The sequence below is a fragment of the Mesorhizobium sp. M1342 genome, from assembly GCF_040317955.1.
GTDB lineage: Bacteria > Pseudomonadota > Alphaproteobacteria > Rhizobiales > Rhizobiaceae > Mesorhizobium.
The window spans coordinates 32,177-44,939 of the sequence record NZ_JAMYLI010000011.1 but is presented as its reverse complement, the minus strand read 5'-3'; the positions used below and the strand labels follow the sequence as shown (position 1 = coordinate 44,939).

Genomic DNA, 12,763 nt, shown 5'->3' with positions numbered 1-12,763 from the left:
TCAGGCCATCGGCAGCGCCGGCCAGCGATCGACTATCCCGCCGCCGGAAAACACCGCGATCGACCCGAACTGCTGCAGCACGGCTTCGCTCTGCGTCGGCCTTAGAAACGCGTAGTCGCCGGGTTTTACGGTCGCGTCGGCGGGCAAGCCCATGAATTGCTGGTTGGAGGACAGGCCGAGCAGCCCATTCGCCTTCATGCCTTCGGGGAAGACGGGCTCGGCCATCCACTTGCCGCCATAGAGATAGCAGCCCTTGCGCGGGAAGCGGCCGAGCGCCTGCAGCAGGCGGGTGACGGCCGGCGGGCCAGGCAGCATCGGCTCGACCATTTTCAGGATCGGCGTGCCGATGAAGGCCGCCGGCTGGAAGCCGTCGAGGCCTGGCGTATCGAAATCACTGGGCAGCACAAAGGCCGAGCCCATCGAAACCTCGTTGGCCATGCCGCCATGATGAAGCAGCGCGGTCTTGCTGCCGCCGATGTTCAGGATACGGCGCTGGTCGGCGCCGAGACAGGCGACGAACGCCGAGGCCTGCGCCGACGCCTTGGCCAATGCCTTTGCCGGTCCGCCGAAAAGGCCGGGAATGAGCGGCGCATGCGCCTCGTAGGCCATGACGCCTTCGCAATGCAGCCGGGCCGGCAACGCGCTCAACGCCTTCGACAAGGCCTCAGGACTGGCGAACCCGCCGCGATGCAGCCCGACATCGATCTCGAAAGCGATGCGCAGGCCGATGCCGAGTTCGCCAGCGAGGGCGCCATATTCCGCCAGTCTCTCCTCGCTGTCGATCAGCCAGCAGACACGCGACCAGTCAACATTACCCTTCACCAGCGCAGCCCTTGCCGCACCGATCGGCATCGGCTTGCCATAGAGCAGATCGGCATCCGGGAACGCCTTCAGCACCGCCTCGCTGATCGGCGGGTGAAAGGTCATGAAGCGCTCACTGCCGAGCGCCTTGCCGATATGCGCAAGCAGCGGCAGGCAGGCGAGCGATTTGTCGACCAACCGCACAGCAAGGCCGGGGTCGAGTCTGCCCTTCACCAGGGCAATATTGCTGTCCAGCCGGTCGCGATCGAGCAGCAGGCAGGGCTGGAAGATGCCGGCTTCCTTCAGCGCATCCGAGAGGGTGGGAAAATAGGTGCTCATCATTCGATGCCGAACAGGCCGGCCATATAGGGCGAGACGAAGCGGTTTTGCGGATCGACGTCGCGGCGCACCGCCATGGCATCGTCCCAGCGCGGGTAGAGCTTTTTCAGATCCGCCGCTTTCAGGCTGTGCATCTTGCCCCAATGCGGCCGGCCGCCATATCTGCGGAAGATCGGCTCTGCCGCCCGCATGAACGGCAGAGGATCGTTCGCTGCATCATGGTGGATGGCGATGGAGCAGGTCAGCCTGTTGTAGAATGGCGAAAGCCAGAACTGGTCCGGCGCGACCGAGCGCACCTCCATCGGGAAATAGACCTCGGGAAAACGCTTCTCGGTCAGCTCGATGATCTCGGCCAGCGCCTTCGGCCCTTCCTCGAACGGCAAATGATATTCCATCTCGTTGAACTTGGTCTGCCGGTCGCTGGCATAGACGTTGAGCCAGTCCTGCACGTAGTCCTCGGCCGGCAATTTGGCGATGGCGCCCAGGATCAGACGGCCACGCAGCGATGGCAGCCAGGCAAGTGAGGTGCGCAGCCTGCGCAGTGTCCTCAAACCCGACTCGTCCTCTTCCGGCGGCCGTGCGGTGGGTGCGGCGCCGCTGAGATCGCTGGCGATGAACTGCGCGTAGCCGGAAAACGGAATGTAGTAGAATTCGGCCGAGCGATGCGCGGCCATCATCGTCTCGAACTCCCGCAGCATCTCAGTGATCGGCAGCACCCATTTGCGGCGCCGCAGCCGGTAGGTCGCGATGTTGTTGAGCGTCACTTCGGTGAGCACGCCGAAAGCGCCGAGTGCGACGCCGATGGCATGGATCATGTCCTGATCCCCTGCCCGCTTGAAGTCGCGAACCTTGCCAAGCCCGTCGATGATCCGCACTGTCTCCAGCTGCGTGTGATAGGCACCGAGTGTCGGTCCCGAGCCGTGCGTGGCCGTGCCCAGCGCGCCGCCGATCGCCTGGCGGTCGATATCGCCCATGTTGGGCAGGCCCTGGCCAATACCTTGCAGGATGCCCATCAGCGCGCCGAGCCGGGTTCCTGCCCGCACCCGCGCCTGATGTTTTTGCGCATCGTGCGAGACCAGCCCTTCCAGTCTCTCCAGGGACAGGATCGTGCCCCGCGATTTCACCAGCGGCGTGAAGGAATGACCGGCGCCGGCGACGCGCACCGGGCCAGGCGCGGTCCGGACGAGATCACCGAGCTCACCGGCATCGCCGGGGCTGGCGATCAGCTTGGGCTCGGCACTTACAAAGCCCGACCAGTTGCTCCAAATGTTTGACATCCCACCTCCCCGCTCAGGCAACCGCACGACGGCGACGCGACACAAGGACGAACAGACCGAGCAGCACCACGCTGGCCACCGCGCTGGCGGCGGCGAATTCCGGCACCGGCCGGAAATCCTTGCCATCGATGAGCAGCGACGCCGCGATCGGTCCGATCGCCAGGCCGAAAAGCTGGGCTGCCGGCACCAAGAGCACAGCGGTGCGGGTCTCGTCGGCGGTGATCGCCAGACGGATCTGGTAGGGCACGATGAACAGCAGGATAAAGCCCATAGCCAAGGCAGCGACCCAGAACGTCGTCAGGCCGGGGCTACTGGCAAGAACCAGGGAACTGACAAGCGCGACGACGCCGATCGCCGCGATGGCAAGGCGATAATCGATGCGCGCCTCGAACGCGGTCGCCGTCATCGCCCCCAGGACCTGCACGGCGAGGCTGGCCGAGACGATCAGGCCGACGGTGCGGCCATCGATGCCGTATTGCGCGCCTAGCGGCTCCAGAAAAGCCCAGACCGCGCCGAAGAACATGAAGTAGCAGAAGACCGACAACAGCGCGGTCATCGAGGGAACAGTCAGCACATTGGCCAAATTCTCTTCCTTGGGCAGGTCGGCATAGTCACCGGGTACGGTGAAGGCGACCGCCAGCGACACGACGCAGACGACGGCAAGAACGATGAAGCCGCCCGCCGACCCGGCGGCCGGAATGACATAAAGCGCCAGCAGCAGGGCAAGCGCGCATTGCGCCAGCGTCTGCATGGTGACGAAATAGCCGCCGATGCGCTCGGCGCGCCGCGAGCGGGCGATCAGTTCGGTGGCGATGGCGACCAGACCGCCCTCGGCGAGCCCGGCCAGGGCGCGGGCCGCAATCAGCGTGCCGGCGCTCGCGGCATAGGCCGTCCACACATTGGCCAGCGCCAGCAGCAGCAGAAGGACGGCACTTTTCCAGCGCATGTGGTGCGCCGAAAGCAGCATCGCCACGACAGCCGAACCGATGGCAATGGCGATCATCTCGGCGGTGGCGACCAGCGCCAGTTCGTCGCCGCTGACATGACCCTCAGTGTAAAGGGCGCCGAGCAACACGGGCTGCAGCCCGAGGATGAGCAGGCCGACCGAACCGATCCACAGGGCAGACGCCAGCTGCCAGCCGGTCGGATTGCCGACCAGCCAGTCGCCGCTGCCTGCATGGCCGGTGTCTGTCGAAGCCAAAGGCGCCTCCCAACGTCCTTGCCGTGCGGCAAAAAAGCTGACAACCTGTCAGTATTTCAGAAACTGATACTTGATCATATTTCTTGTCAATCGGAATTTGAAAACCGTGCGAAAGATCGGTGCATGACGGAATTGAAGAGAATGGCGACCGAGCCGAGGCGCAGGCCCAAGCAGGAACGCAGCCGCGAACGCATCGACGCGATCCTGTCGACGACCATGCGGCTGATCGGGGAAAAGGGTATCGACGCCGTCACCATGAAGGAAGTTGGCATGCTGGCGGGCGGGCCGATCGCCACCGTCTACCACTATTTTCCCAACAAATCGGCGATTCTGGCGATGCTCTATGAGCGGTTTTCAGAGGTCAGCCGGGCACGGCTGACGACGATCATCGCCGAAATCCGCGAGGCGAAAGACGTGATCGTGGCCGCTGACCGGCTGCTCGATGATTATCTCAGCCGTGTCGCCGGCGATCCGGCCATCCAGGATCTGCAGAACGCCATCCAGGCCGACAAGGCACTCAAGAACCTCGACATCGCGGAAACCCGGTACCAAGCCAAAATGTTCTGCGACCACGTCATCGCCTTGCTCAAGCCCGAGAGGCGCGAGCAGTTCGAACGCATGGTTCTGCTGATCTTCCAGCTCGCCGGCGGCGTGGTGCGCCTGGCGCTCGCCGAGGGCGAACCGGAAAGCCGCCAGACCATCGAGGATTACCGGTCTATCATTCACACCCAGCTGCGGCTGTTTTTGTAGCCGTGGCGATCGTCAGCAAGCTGCCGCGAATGAGAGGTGTCGGGCATCGCAAGCATCAGAACGCCCGCTATGCGACCTGGCGGACAAGGGCTTCGAAGCCGTCGGCAAGATTGGCATTGCCGGCAGCGAGAAACGCAGAAAGATTGCGGGCGCCACCGGGCGTCTTGTTGGCATCAAGCAGCACCGCCCTGCCCTCATGCATGACGAAATCGAACTTTCCGTAGTCAAAGCCAAGCCGGCGCCTCAACGTGCGAAGCTCGTCGGGAACCGGAACCGGCTCACGTCGGATCGTGTCGTCGCCCTTGACGAGGCTCTGCGGCGAGACATGGCGGGTGCAGCGCTCGCGCTCGCCGCAGAATATCCAGAAGCGGGCTCCAAAGCCGTCCGCCTCCGGCTCGGGAATGAATTTTTCGACGACGAGATCGCTGCGGTCGAAGACCTCCGGCGCAACATCCGAAAGGGATGCATAGACGCGATAACCCTCGATGAGCTCGACGCCGGGAAACGGCTTCGGCTTCCCGGCTCGCAGCGATCGCCGGTTGAGCGCTTGCTCCCGCATCCCGAGATTGTTGAGATTGCTCTTGACGATGACCGGTCCTTGCCAGTCGTCCTCCTTGCCGATCACCGCGCCACTGACGCGTCGCTTGGAGATGTCGGCGGCTCCGATGTTCAGGCAAAAGGGAAAAGCGCGTGCGTATTCGACATATTCGGGGGGCGTCACAGTCGCATCGACGTGCAGCACCGCGATGTCGGCCTCCGGCTTTGCCGACGTTCCGGGGATTATGCGGACGGAATGACCGCGTCGCTTCAGTTCCTCCAGCAAACCGAAAAGCATATAGGAGCTCCGGCGGCGAAACAGCAGGCCACGCCGGCGTTCGAACCTGTCGAACTCATGCGTAATAACCGCGATGCGTGTCATGCGCCCCCCGAGCTTGGCTTCATCAGCGTCCTCCATTATGCCTGCAAATACAATGCCGGCTTGGGGGTGTGGATGACCGACCATTGGAATGCCATTCGAGGGCACTGGCAGTTGCTCGGGCCACCGTTGCGGCCGCCAGCGGAAGCGGTTGAGGCCTATGAGCGTGAGCTCGACCTTTCGAAGGCGCACGTCATTCTGCTCGGCGTGACGCCGGAACTCGCCGGGCTCGGGACGACGATGATGGCCGTCGACGAATCCTCCGACATGATCGCCGGTATCTGGCCAGGCGACACCGCGTTGCGAAAGGCAATCAACGGCGACTGGCTCGACTTGCCGGTGTCGGACGCAAGCATAGATGCGGTGATCGGCGATGGCTGCCTGTCGGCGCTCGGCCTTTCAACCGCGCGCCGGGCGCTATTTGCGGCGATCGCCGGCGTACTGCGCACCGGCGGCCGAGCGGGACTGCGTCTCTTTGCCGGTCCCGAAACACCGGACGATCCGGCGGCGGTGCGGGCGCTTGCACTGTCGGGCGGTGTCTCGACCTTCCACGAACTCAAATGGCGCGTCGCAATGACCGCGACGGGCGACGCGCCCGACCATGCCATTCCGGTCAGGACGATCGCGGAAAGGTTCGATGCACTGTTTCCTGACCGCAAAGAGCTTTCGGCTCGCACGGGCTGGGACCTGCCCACCATCGGCACCATCGATGTCTATCGGAACTCGCCGGCCATCTACACCTTCGCGCCGGCGACTGCATTGGCGAGCGAGGCGGAAGCGTTCTTTGGTGATGTTCGCATCGCTTTGACCGGGAGCTATGGGCTCGCCGAGCGATGCCCGCTGTTGGTGCTGCGGGCGCCAAGACACTGAAGATAGCAGGACGGCGCTCGAGCCGGGGCAGGCGCAACCCAGGCTTTGTTAAATCGTGCGGCAGCATGAGAAAAATTTCGCTCGCATCGCGGCCTTCGCGCACCTTGACTCTCAAAAGCCGTCAGCCTATTTCAGCGCCACGTTAGCACTCTCCATTGGTGAGTGCTAACTCATATGTCCGGCGCCGCCGGATGGAGGAACTGTTTCTCACCGTTCTCATCGAGGAAGAAAAAATGGCAAAGTCGAAGTTCCGCCCGCTTCATGACCGCGTGGTCGTTCGCCGGGTCGAATCCGAATCCAAGACCGCTGGCGGGATCATCATCCCCGACACGGCAAAGGAAAAGCCGCAGGAAGGCGAGATCATCGCTGTCGGCTCCGGCGCTCGTGACGAAGCTGGCAAGCTGGTCCCGCTGGACGTCAAGGCCGGCGACCGCATCCTGTTCGGCAAGTGGTCGGGCACCGAAGTCAAGCTCAATGGCGAAGACCTTCTGATCATGAAGGAATCCGACATCATGGGCATCATCGGCTGATATCAGGCCTTTCCCCGTCAACTGAATTCCCGGGCTCGATCAAAGCCCCTGCCAGGAGCTAAAAATGGCTGCCAAAGACGTAAAATTCTCCCGTGATGCCCGCGAGCGCATGCTGCGCGGCGTCAACATCCTCGCCGACGCGGTGAAGGTCACGCTCGGCCCCAAGGGCCGCAACGTCGTCATCGACAAGTCGTTCGGCGCCCCGCGCATCACCAAGGACGGCGTCACCGTCGCCAAGGAAATCGAGCTTGAAGACAAGTTCGAGAACATGGGCGCGCAGATGGTCCGCGAAGTTGCTTCGAAGACCAACGACATCGCCGGCGACGGCACCACGACCGCGACCGTTCTGGCACAGTCGATCGTCCAGGAAGGCCACAAGGCCGTTGCCGCCGGCATGAACCCGATGGACCTGAAGCGCGGCATCGATCTGGCCGTGACCGAAGTCGTCGCGGCTCTCGGCAAGGCTGCCAAGAAGATCAAGACCTCCGAGGAAGTCGCCCAGGTCGGCACGATCTCGGCCAATGGCGACGAGTCGGTCGGCAAGATGATCGCGGAAGCGATGCAGAAGGTCGGCAACGAAGGCGTCATCACGGTTGAAGAAGCCAAGACCGCCGAGACCGAACTCGAAGTCGTCGAAGGCATGCAGTTCGACCGCGGCTACCTCTCGCCCTACTTCGTCACCAACGCCGACAAGATGGTTGCCGAGCTCGAGGACGTCTACATCCTCCTGCACGAGAAGAAGCTGTCCAACCTCCAGGCCATGCTGCCGGTTCTCGAAGCCGTCGTGCAGACCTCGAAGCCGCTGCTCATCATCTCGGAAGACGTCGAAGGCGAGGCTTTGGCCACGCTGGTCGTCAACAAGCTGCGTGGCGGCCTGAAGATCGCCGCCGTCAAGGCGCCGGGCTTCGGTGATCGCCGCAAGGCCATGCTGGAAGACATCGCCATCCTCACCGGTGGCCAGGTCATCTCGGAAGACCTCGGCATCAAGCTCGAGAACGTCGGCCTCAACATGCTCGGCCGCGCCAAGAAGGTGTCGATCTCCAAGGAGAACACCACCATCGTCGACGGCGCCGGCAAGAAGGCCGAGATCCAGGGCCGCGTCGCCCAGATCAAGCAGCAGATCGAAGAGACCACTTCGGACTACGACAAGGAGAAGCTGCAGGAACGTCTGGCGAAGCTCGCCGGCGGCGTTGCGGTGATCCGCGTCGGCGGCGCGACGGAAGTCGAGGTCAAGGAAAAGAAGGATCGCGTCGATGACGCCCTCAACGCGACCCGCGCGGCCGTCGAAGAAGGCATCGTTGCTGGTGGTGGCGTAGCCCTGCTGCGCGCTTCGGCCAACATCAAGGCCACCGGCGTCAACGCCGACCAGGCCGCCGGCATCAACATCGTTCGTCGTGCGCTGCAGGCTCCGGCCCGCCAGATCGCGGCCAACGCCGGTGCGGAAGCATCGATCGTTGCCGGCAAGATCCTTGAGAACAAGGGCTTGACCTTCGGCTACAACGCCCAGACCGGCGAATATGGCGACATGATCGCCATGGGTATCGTCGATCCGGTCAAGGTTGTCCGTACGGCTCTCCAGGACGCGGCCTCGGTCGCCGGCCTGCTGGTCACCACCGAAGCCATGATCGCGGAGGCTCCGAAGAAGGAGTCGGCTGGCGGCGGCGGCATGCCTGGCGGCATGGGCGGCGGCATGGGCGGTATGGGCGGTATGGATTTCTAATCCAGCCCTATCAGCCTTCAGATACGGAAAGGGCGGCAGAGATGCCGCCCTTTTTGTTTTGCGCAGCGGTCGTCGTGGCCTCTCAGACGGCGGCATCCGCGCGTTGCTTTACCTCGCCGGCAAGCACCGCGGCTTCGATCAGCGCCGCCACTTCATCGGCCACGGCCTGTATCGGAGCGCGGTCGCGGGTGGCGCGGGCGATCACCATCAGTCCTTCCAGCGACGATTCGACCAGCAGTGCCAATGCATGCGCGCGGCGCTCGGGCACCCCCGCCCTGACGAAGGCGTCCCGCAGCAGGCCTATCCACTGTTCGAAGGCCGAGCGGCACAACTCCGCCAGTTCCGGCACGTCGGTGGGCGAGTCCAGCACGACAGGCGCGACCGGACAGCCGAGCGAAAACTGGTTGTCTTCCAGCATGCGCCCCACCGACTGGTAGATATGATGGACGGCCACCGCCGGATTCTTTTCGGCAGCCAGCGCTTCGCCCAGCCTCTCCGTCACGTCGGCAACGCTAGCGCGCGTCACCTCGATGACCAGTTGGTCCTTGCCGCCGGGAAAATGAAAATAGAGCGAGCCCCGCGGTGCGCCGCTGGCGCTCAATATGTCGTTGAGCGAGGTGCCGTGATAGCCGCGCTGCCTGAGCAGCAGCCCAGTCGTCTCGAGTATGCGGGTGCGGGTGTCGTTGGCCATGTCAACCTCTGTCAGCAGGAATCATTATAGGCCTTGCGCAGAATATGACAATCGGTCTACATAATATGTAGATCAGTCTATATATACCTGAGGAATGCCATGCGAAGGGAGAACGACAATGACAATTCGTGAAGCCTCGGCCAAATGGCAGGGGACGCTGAAGGAAGGTTCGGGACGGTTGCGGCTCGGCAGCGGCGTCTTCGAAGGCGCCTATTCCTTCCCGTCGCGTTTCGAGAACGGTCCGGGCACCAATCCGGAGGAACTGATCGCCGCAGCGCATGCAGGCTGCTTCTCGATGGCGCTGAGCGCCATACTGGGCAACGCCAATCATGTTCCGACAAGCATCAGCACCGTCGCCAAGGTGCATCTTGGCGCAACCGCTGCCGGTCCGACGATCACCCGCATCGAACTCGAAACCGAGGCAGAGGTCGCGGGACTTGCCGAAGATGAATTCGAGCGCCTTGCACAGTCCGCCAAGGCGGGCTGCCTCGTCTCGCGGGCCCTTGCCGGCGTGTCCCAGATCACCCTCAAGGCAACACTCGTCGAAGCCACCAAAGGCCAATGAAGCCAGGAGAAAGAAGATGACACAGGAGCTTGTCATGGACGCAGCCGCGTACGACCTGTCCCAGCAGACGGCCGAGATCATGCGGCGCTACAACGACGTATTCCAACGCCATGATCCTTCGGCACTCGCCGAGCTGGTGGCTGAGGATTGCGTGATCGAGAACACCGTGCCAGCGCCGGACGGCGCCCGTTATGCCGGTCAAGCGGCGTGCGTCGGGCTTTGGGCGGCGATAGCAACCCAGGCCGGCACGCGCTTCGATATCGAGGAAACCTTCGTTGCCGGCGACCGGGCAACGATCCGCTGGCGCTATTTCATGACCGACGGCAATTCGCTGCGCGGCGTCAACCTCATGCGCGTGGCCGGCGGGCGGATCGTCGAAGCGATGGGCTATGTGAAGGGGTAGCGTGCCCGAGCAATTCCCCGAAAGCGCATAACGGCTTTTCGCCCGGAATAGCGCAACAAAGAGGAGCGGATCAGCGAGACTGAACCGCTCCCCGTGGCGCTACCGATCGGCCAGCGCCAGCTTCGCGCCGAGCATGACGAAGGCGCCGGCGAAGGTCCGGCGCATCCAGGTCAACACCATTGGCCGCGAGACGACGTGGCTGCGGATCGAGGCGGCGAAGATGCCGTAGCCGACGAAAACCACGAAGGTCAAAAGCATGAAGACGGAACTCAGTTCCAGCATCTTCGACAGCGCATTGGGCTCGGTGGTGCTGACGAATTGCGGCAGGAAAGCGAAGAAGAAGATCGACAGTTTCGGATTGAGCACGTTGGCGAGGATCCCGGTGGCAATCACCTTGCCGGCCGAGCGCGGCGTCACATCCTGCTCGACGCTGAGGCCGCCATTTTCCTTCAGCGTGTTCCAGGCCATGTAGAGGAGGTAGGCGACGCCGAGATATTTCAGCGTCTCGAAGGCAAGCGCGCTGGTGTGCAGCAGCGCCGCAAGGCCGGTGATGGCGGCGGCCATGTGTGGGATGATGCCGAGCGTGCAGCCGAAGGCGGCGATGACGCTGGCCCGCGCGCCGCGCGAAAGGCCGGCGCTCAGCGTGTAGAGAACGCCGGTGCCGGGCGAAGCCACGACGATCAGCGACGTCAACAGAAATTCGATGCTCACGATGGTTCCTCCGGCACCCGACCCGGCCAGGAACGTATCGGGCTGCGGGTCGGCGCACAAGCGGAGGTGATCGGAGCTTGGCTACACCGGCAATCCGAGCGCTCGGCGTGCCATCAGACACTCCTCGTCGCCGGGCATGCAGGCGCGACAGACGTCTGGCCGGACGTCGTAGATGCCGCAAGCGGTCGACTTGCCGATCTCGCCGGACAGCGCCGAGCAGCGCACGCCCTCGCAGCGCATGCCTGACAGGTCAGATGCGACATATTTTTCCGGGATACGGTCGAGCTGCGCGTCATCCTCGGTGGAAAAGCGCGGCCACTCGGCCGAATAGGAGCAGCAGGCACCGCAGCTTTGGCAATCGAAGGTGCCCTGTTGCGACGACAAAACGCTCGCCACCAGGGCGGACAGCCCTGGCGCGGCGGGGTTGCGATCGGCGTCTTGCGGCAAGGCGCTATTTCTTCTTAGCCGTCTTGCCCTTCGGCGAATCCGCCGGCGACTTGAACAGATCGGTCGCGGCCTCGATGGCGTCGCCGGCCTTCGGCGCGGCAACCGGCTTGGCCGGTTTTGCCGCGGCACCCGAGGCTGCCGGCTGATCCTTGGAGGAGAATTTTATGGCCATGTCAGTCCTCGTCGGCGAAGCGCGATGATGGGGCGCGCGGATTGCGCAGGCGGCCGATCAGCGCCGAAACGGCCGTGATGTTCATTTCCTCGGGCGACCAGTTTTTCACCGCCTCGATGTGATGGGCCGCCAGCTCGCGATGCGTGCTGCCGCTGTAGGCCGCGTCCTGATAAGTCACCCGCTCATGGGTTTTGGCGTCTTCACGGACATATTCGATCAGGTAATTCGGGCATTCGGCGCGGCCGCGCACGCCGACGCGCACCTGGGCATCGCCGTGGGCACGCTTGCAGCGTTCGAGCTTTTCCAGCACACGCCGTACGAATTCGACCGGCTTGTCGAGGCCTTCGACCATATCGGCAATGGTTGCATCGGCGGCGATCGGTGTTGGCGGTACGCGTTTGGTGGCCATCAGCGTCTTCCGGCCCGCTTCGGCAAAGCGGCTAGCGCGGCGGCGGCGGCCATCTCGTCGGCCTCCTTCTCCAGGCGCAATTCGCGCAGCCGCGCGGTCTTGGCTTCGCGTGCCTCGCTGACGGCGTCGCGCTCGGAATTGATGCGGTTGAGCGACATCGACTGGGTTTGCGTCTTGCTGAACAGGGACACGGCCTGATCGACGGTTGTCTTTGAACTGGTGGTCAAATCTTTCTCCTGTCAGGAGCCTGTGCCGATGGAGCGAGACCGGGTCTTCGGTCAGGATCACGCACAAAGCAATACGCGCGGCGAATTCAAATTGCTGGAGCGTCCCTTAGCACGTCCAGGCCGGCGCGCAGCGCACTTTCGGCGGTAAGGCGCGCAAAATGAAAAAGGCCAGGCACCGCCTGACCTTCCATGAGAGCGTCGCGCAACCAGACGACATCCAAAAGGATGCACCGGGGGTGCACGGGAACGCCCTGCTTATGCACATGATATGCCGTGGAAACTCAGGTCTCCGCGGCCATGCGCCCGAATTCGCCACTCACCGGTGCCAGTACATCCGTGGTCACCGGGAGAGCTGAATTCGTTTTTCAGGCCGCCTTCAACTGGTCGGCGGACATCTTGCCCGACTTGTTGTCGCGGACCATCTCGTAGCCGAGCTTCTGGCCCTCGACGATGTCGCGCATGCCGGCGCGCTCTACGGCCGAGATGTGGACAAAAACGTCGGCCGAGCCGTCGTCAGGCTGAATAAAACCAAAACCTTTGGTGGCGTTGAACCATTTAACTGTGCCGGTGCTCATGACGAACCCTTTCCATGGCAAATATTCGTTCGACGCCATGCGGATGCACAACGTCGTTTGTCCCGATTTTTGATGTGGGAAGTTCGTCAAAGGCGCGCTCGAAAGCGCGGATAACAAAAGTCAGTCAAACAAATATCGACGATTTGCTTATAGGCTTCT

The 12,763-nt window shown here is 63.1% G+C and carries 17 protein-coding genes; 6 read left to right on the top strand and 11 right to left on the bottom strand.

The window, feature by feature from the left end; genetic code table 11:
- The 3 genes from NKH06_RS13250 to NKH06_RS13240 are packed head-to-tail and all read right to left on the bottom strand — an operon-like array spanning position 1 to position 3,618.
- The gene (locus NKH06_RS13250; RefSeq protein ID WP_352893273.1) at positions 1-1,140 is read right to left on the bottom strand and encodes a DSD1 family PLP-dependent enzyme; all 1,140 of its coding nucleotides are present in this window, start codon (positions 1,138-1,140) and stop codon (positions 1-3) included.
- Positions 1,140-2,417: a D-arabinono-1,4-lactone oxidase gene (locus NKH06_RS13245; RefSeq protein WP_352893271.1), complete on the bottom strand. Its 1,278-nt coding sequence runs from the start codon at positions 2,415-2,417 to the stop codon at positions 1,140-1,142. The genes NKH06_RS13250 and NKH06_RS13245 overlap by 1 nt, the downstream gene beginning before the upstream one ends.
- A 13-nt stretch (positions 2,418-2,430) precedes the next feature.
- A complete protein-coding gene (locus tag NKH06_RS13240) occupies positions 2,431-3,618 on the bottom strand; it encodes an MFS transporter (protein ID WP_352893270.1) in 1,188 nt (395 codons plus the stop codon).
- A gap of 123 nt (positions 3,619-3,741) precedes the next feature.
- Between NKH06_RS13240 and NKH06_RS13235 the strand changes: the two genes are divergently transcribed.
- Positions 3,742-4,368, top strand: a complete 627-nt coding sequence (locus NKH06_RS13235; RefSeq protein WP_352893268.1) for a TetR/AcrR family transcriptional regulator — start codon at positions 3,742-3,744, stop codon at positions 4,366-4,368.
- 67 nt (positions 4,369-4,435) lie between these two features.
- Here the strand turns inward: NKH06_RS13235 and NKH06_RS13230 are convergent, their stop codons facing one another.
- Positions 4,436-5,287: an ATP-grasp domain-containing protein gene (locus NKH06_RS13230; protein ID WP_023813508.1), complete on the bottom strand. Its 852-nt coding sequence runs from the start codon at positions 5,285-5,287 to the stop codon at positions 4,436-4,438.
- Between the two features lie 72 nt (positions 5,288-5,359).
- Here NKH06_RS13230 and NKH06_RS13225 point away from each other — a divergent pair, with 72 nt between their 5' ends.
- The 3 genes from NKH06_RS13225 to groL all read left to right on the top strand — a co-directional run bounded on the left by NKH06_RS13225 (position 5,360) and on the right by groL (position 8,404).
- Positions 5,360-6,154 carry a class I SAM-dependent methyltransferase gene (locus NKH06_RS13225; RefSeq protein ID WP_352442485.1) on the top strand — a complete coding sequence of 265 codons (795 nt, stop codon included), beginning with the start codon at positions 5,360-5,362 and terminating at the stop codon, positions 6,152-6,154.
- 233 nt (positions 6,155-6,387) lie between these two features.
- Positions 6,388-6,684 carry a co-chaperone GroES gene (groES, locus tag NKH06_RS13220; RefSeq protein ID WP_006203049.1) on the top strand — a complete coding sequence of 99 codons (297 nt, stop codon included), beginning with the start codon at positions 6,388-6,390 and terminating at the stop codon, positions 6,682-6,684.
- A 64-nt stretch (positions 6,685-6,748) separates the two neighbouring features.
- The gene (groL, locus tag NKH06_RS13215) at positions 6,749-8,404 is read left to right on the top strand and encodes a chaperonin GroEL (RefSeq protein ID WP_127289069.1); all 1,656 of its coding nucleotides are present in this window, start codon (positions 6,749-6,751) and stop codon (positions 8,402-8,404) included.
- Positions 8,405-8,486: 82 nt separating this feature from the next.
- Here the strand turns inward: groL and NKH06_RS13210 are convergent, their stop codons facing one another.
- Positions 8,487-9,095 (bottom strand): TetR/AcrR family transcriptional regulator, encoded by a 609-nt coding sequence (locus NKH06_RS13210; RefSeq protein WP_352442935.1) that lies wholly within the window; start codon positions 9,093-9,095, stop codon positions 8,487-8,489.
- A gap of 118 nt (positions 9,096-9,213) precedes the next feature.
- Here NKH06_RS13210 and NKH06_RS13205 point away from each other — a divergent pair, with 118 nt between their 5' ends.
- A complete protein-coding gene (locus NKH06_RS13205) occupies positions 9,214-9,660 on the top strand; it encodes an OsmC family protein (protein ID WP_352442934.1) in 447 nt (148 codons plus the stop codon).
- A 16-nt stretch (positions 9,661-9,676) separates the two neighbouring features.
- Positions 9,677-10,063, top strand: a complete 387-nt coding sequence (locus NKH06_RS13200; protein ID WP_128306034.1) for a nuclear transport factor 2 family protein — start codon at positions 9,677-9,679, stop codon at positions 10,061-10,063.
- A gap of 99 nt (positions 10,064-10,162) precedes the next feature.
- Here the strand turns inward: NKH06_RS13200 and NKH06_RS13195 are convergent, their stop codons facing one another.
- The 6 genes from NKH06_RS13195 to NKH06_RS13170 all read right to left on the bottom strand — a co-directional run bounded on the left by NKH06_RS13195 (position 10,163) and on the right by NKH06_RS13170 (position 12,604).
- The gene (locus NKH06_RS13195; RefSeq protein ID WP_031213900.1) at positions 10,163-10,774 is read right to left on the bottom strand and encodes a LysE family translocator; all 612 of its coding nucleotides are present in this window, start codon (positions 10,772-10,774) and stop codon (positions 10,163-10,165) included.
- Positions 10,775-10,855: 81 nt separating this feature from the next.
- On the bottom strand, positions 10,856-11,221 hold the full coding sequence (locus NKH06_RS13190) for a YkgJ family cysteine cluster protein (protein WP_023814146.1): 366 nt from the start codon (positions 11,219-11,221) through the stop codon (positions 10,856-10,858).
- 4 nt (positions 11,222-11,225) lie between these two features.
- On the bottom strand, positions 11,226-11,393 hold the full coding sequence (locus NKH06_RS13185) for a hypothetical protein (protein ID WP_023814145.1): 168 nt from the start codon (positions 11,391-11,393) through the stop codon (positions 11,226-11,228).
- 1 nt (position 11,394) lies between these two features.
- Positions 11,395-11,802 carry a hypothetical protein gene (locus NKH06_RS13180; RefSeq protein ID WP_013532398.1) on the bottom strand — a complete coding sequence of 136 codons (408 nt, stop codon included), beginning with the start codon at positions 11,800-11,802 and terminating at the stop codon, positions 11,395-11,397.
- Positions 11,802-12,029 (bottom strand): hypothetical protein, encoded by a 228-nt coding sequence (locus tag NKH06_RS13175; protein WP_013532399.1) that lies wholly within the window; start codon positions 12,027-12,029, stop codon positions 11,802-11,804. The genes NKH06_RS13180 and NKH06_RS13175 overlap by 1 nt, the downstream gene beginning before the upstream one ends.
- A 365-nt stretch (positions 12,030-12,394) precedes the next feature.
- Positions 12,395-12,604, bottom strand: coding sequence for a cold-shock protein (locus NKH06_RS13170; protein ID WP_010915421.1), 210 nt, complete (start codon positions 12,602-12,604; stop codon positions 12,395-12,397).
- Positions 12,605-12,763: the final 159 nt, after the last annotated feature.

What these genes read in the sequence shown, in the direction of transcription:
- NKH06_RS13250 (WP_352893273.1), bottom strand. Translation starts at nt 1,140, where the DNA reads ATGAGCACCTATTTTCCCACCCTCTCGGATGCGCTGAAGGAAGCCGGC.
- NKH06_RS13245 (WP_352893271.1), bottom strand. Translation starts at nt 2,417, where the DNA reads ATGTCAAACATTTGGAGCAACTGGTCGGGCTTTGTAAGTGCCGAGCCC.
- NKH06_RS13235 (WP_352893268.1), top strand. Translation starts at nt 3,742, where the DNA reads ATGACGGAATTGAAGAGAATGGCGACCGAGCCGAGGCGCAGGCCCAAG.
- NKH06_RS13230 (WP_023813508.1), bottom strand. Translation starts at nt 5,287, where the DNA reads ATGACACGCATCGCGGTTATTACGCATGAGTTCGACAGGTTCGAACGC.
- NKH06_RS13225 (WP_352442485.1), top strand. Translation starts at nt 5,360, where the DNA reads ATGACCGACCATTGGAATGCCATTCGAGGGCACTGGCAGTTGCTCGGG.
- groES (WP_006203049.1), top strand. Translation starts at nt 6,388, where the DNA reads ATGGCAAAGTCGAAGTTCCGCCCGCTTCATGACCGCGTGGTCGTTCGC.
- groL (WP_127289069.1), top strand. Translation starts at nt 6,749, where the DNA reads ATGGCTGCCAAAGACGTAAAATTCTCCCGTGATGCCCGCGAGCGCATG.
- NKH06_RS13210 (WP_352442935.1), bottom strand. Translation starts at nt 9,095, where the DNA reads ATGGCCAACGACACCCGCACCCGCATACTCGAGACGACTGGGCTGCTG.
- NKH06_RS13205 (WP_352442934.1), top strand. Translation starts at nt 9,214, where the DNA reads ATGACAATTCGTGAAGCCTCGGCCAAATGGCAGGGGACGCTGAAGGAA.
- NKH06_RS13200 (WP_128306034.1), top strand. Translation starts at nt 9,677, where the DNA reads ATGACACAGGAGCTTGTCATGGACGCAGCCGCGTACGACCTGTCCCAG.
- NKH06_RS13185 (WP_023814145.1), bottom strand. Translation starts at nt 11,393, where the DNA reads ATGGCCATAAAATTCTCCTCCAAGGATCAGCCGGCAGCCTCGGGTGCC.
- NKH06_RS13180 (WP_013532398.1), bottom strand. Translation starts at nt 11,802, where the DNA reads ATGGCCACCAAACGCGTACCGCCAACACCGATCGCCGCCGATGCAACC.
- NKH06_RS13170 (WP_010915421.1), bottom strand. Translation starts at nt 12,604, where the DNA reads ATGAGCACCGGCACAGTTAAATGGTTCAACGCCACCAAAGGTTTTGGT.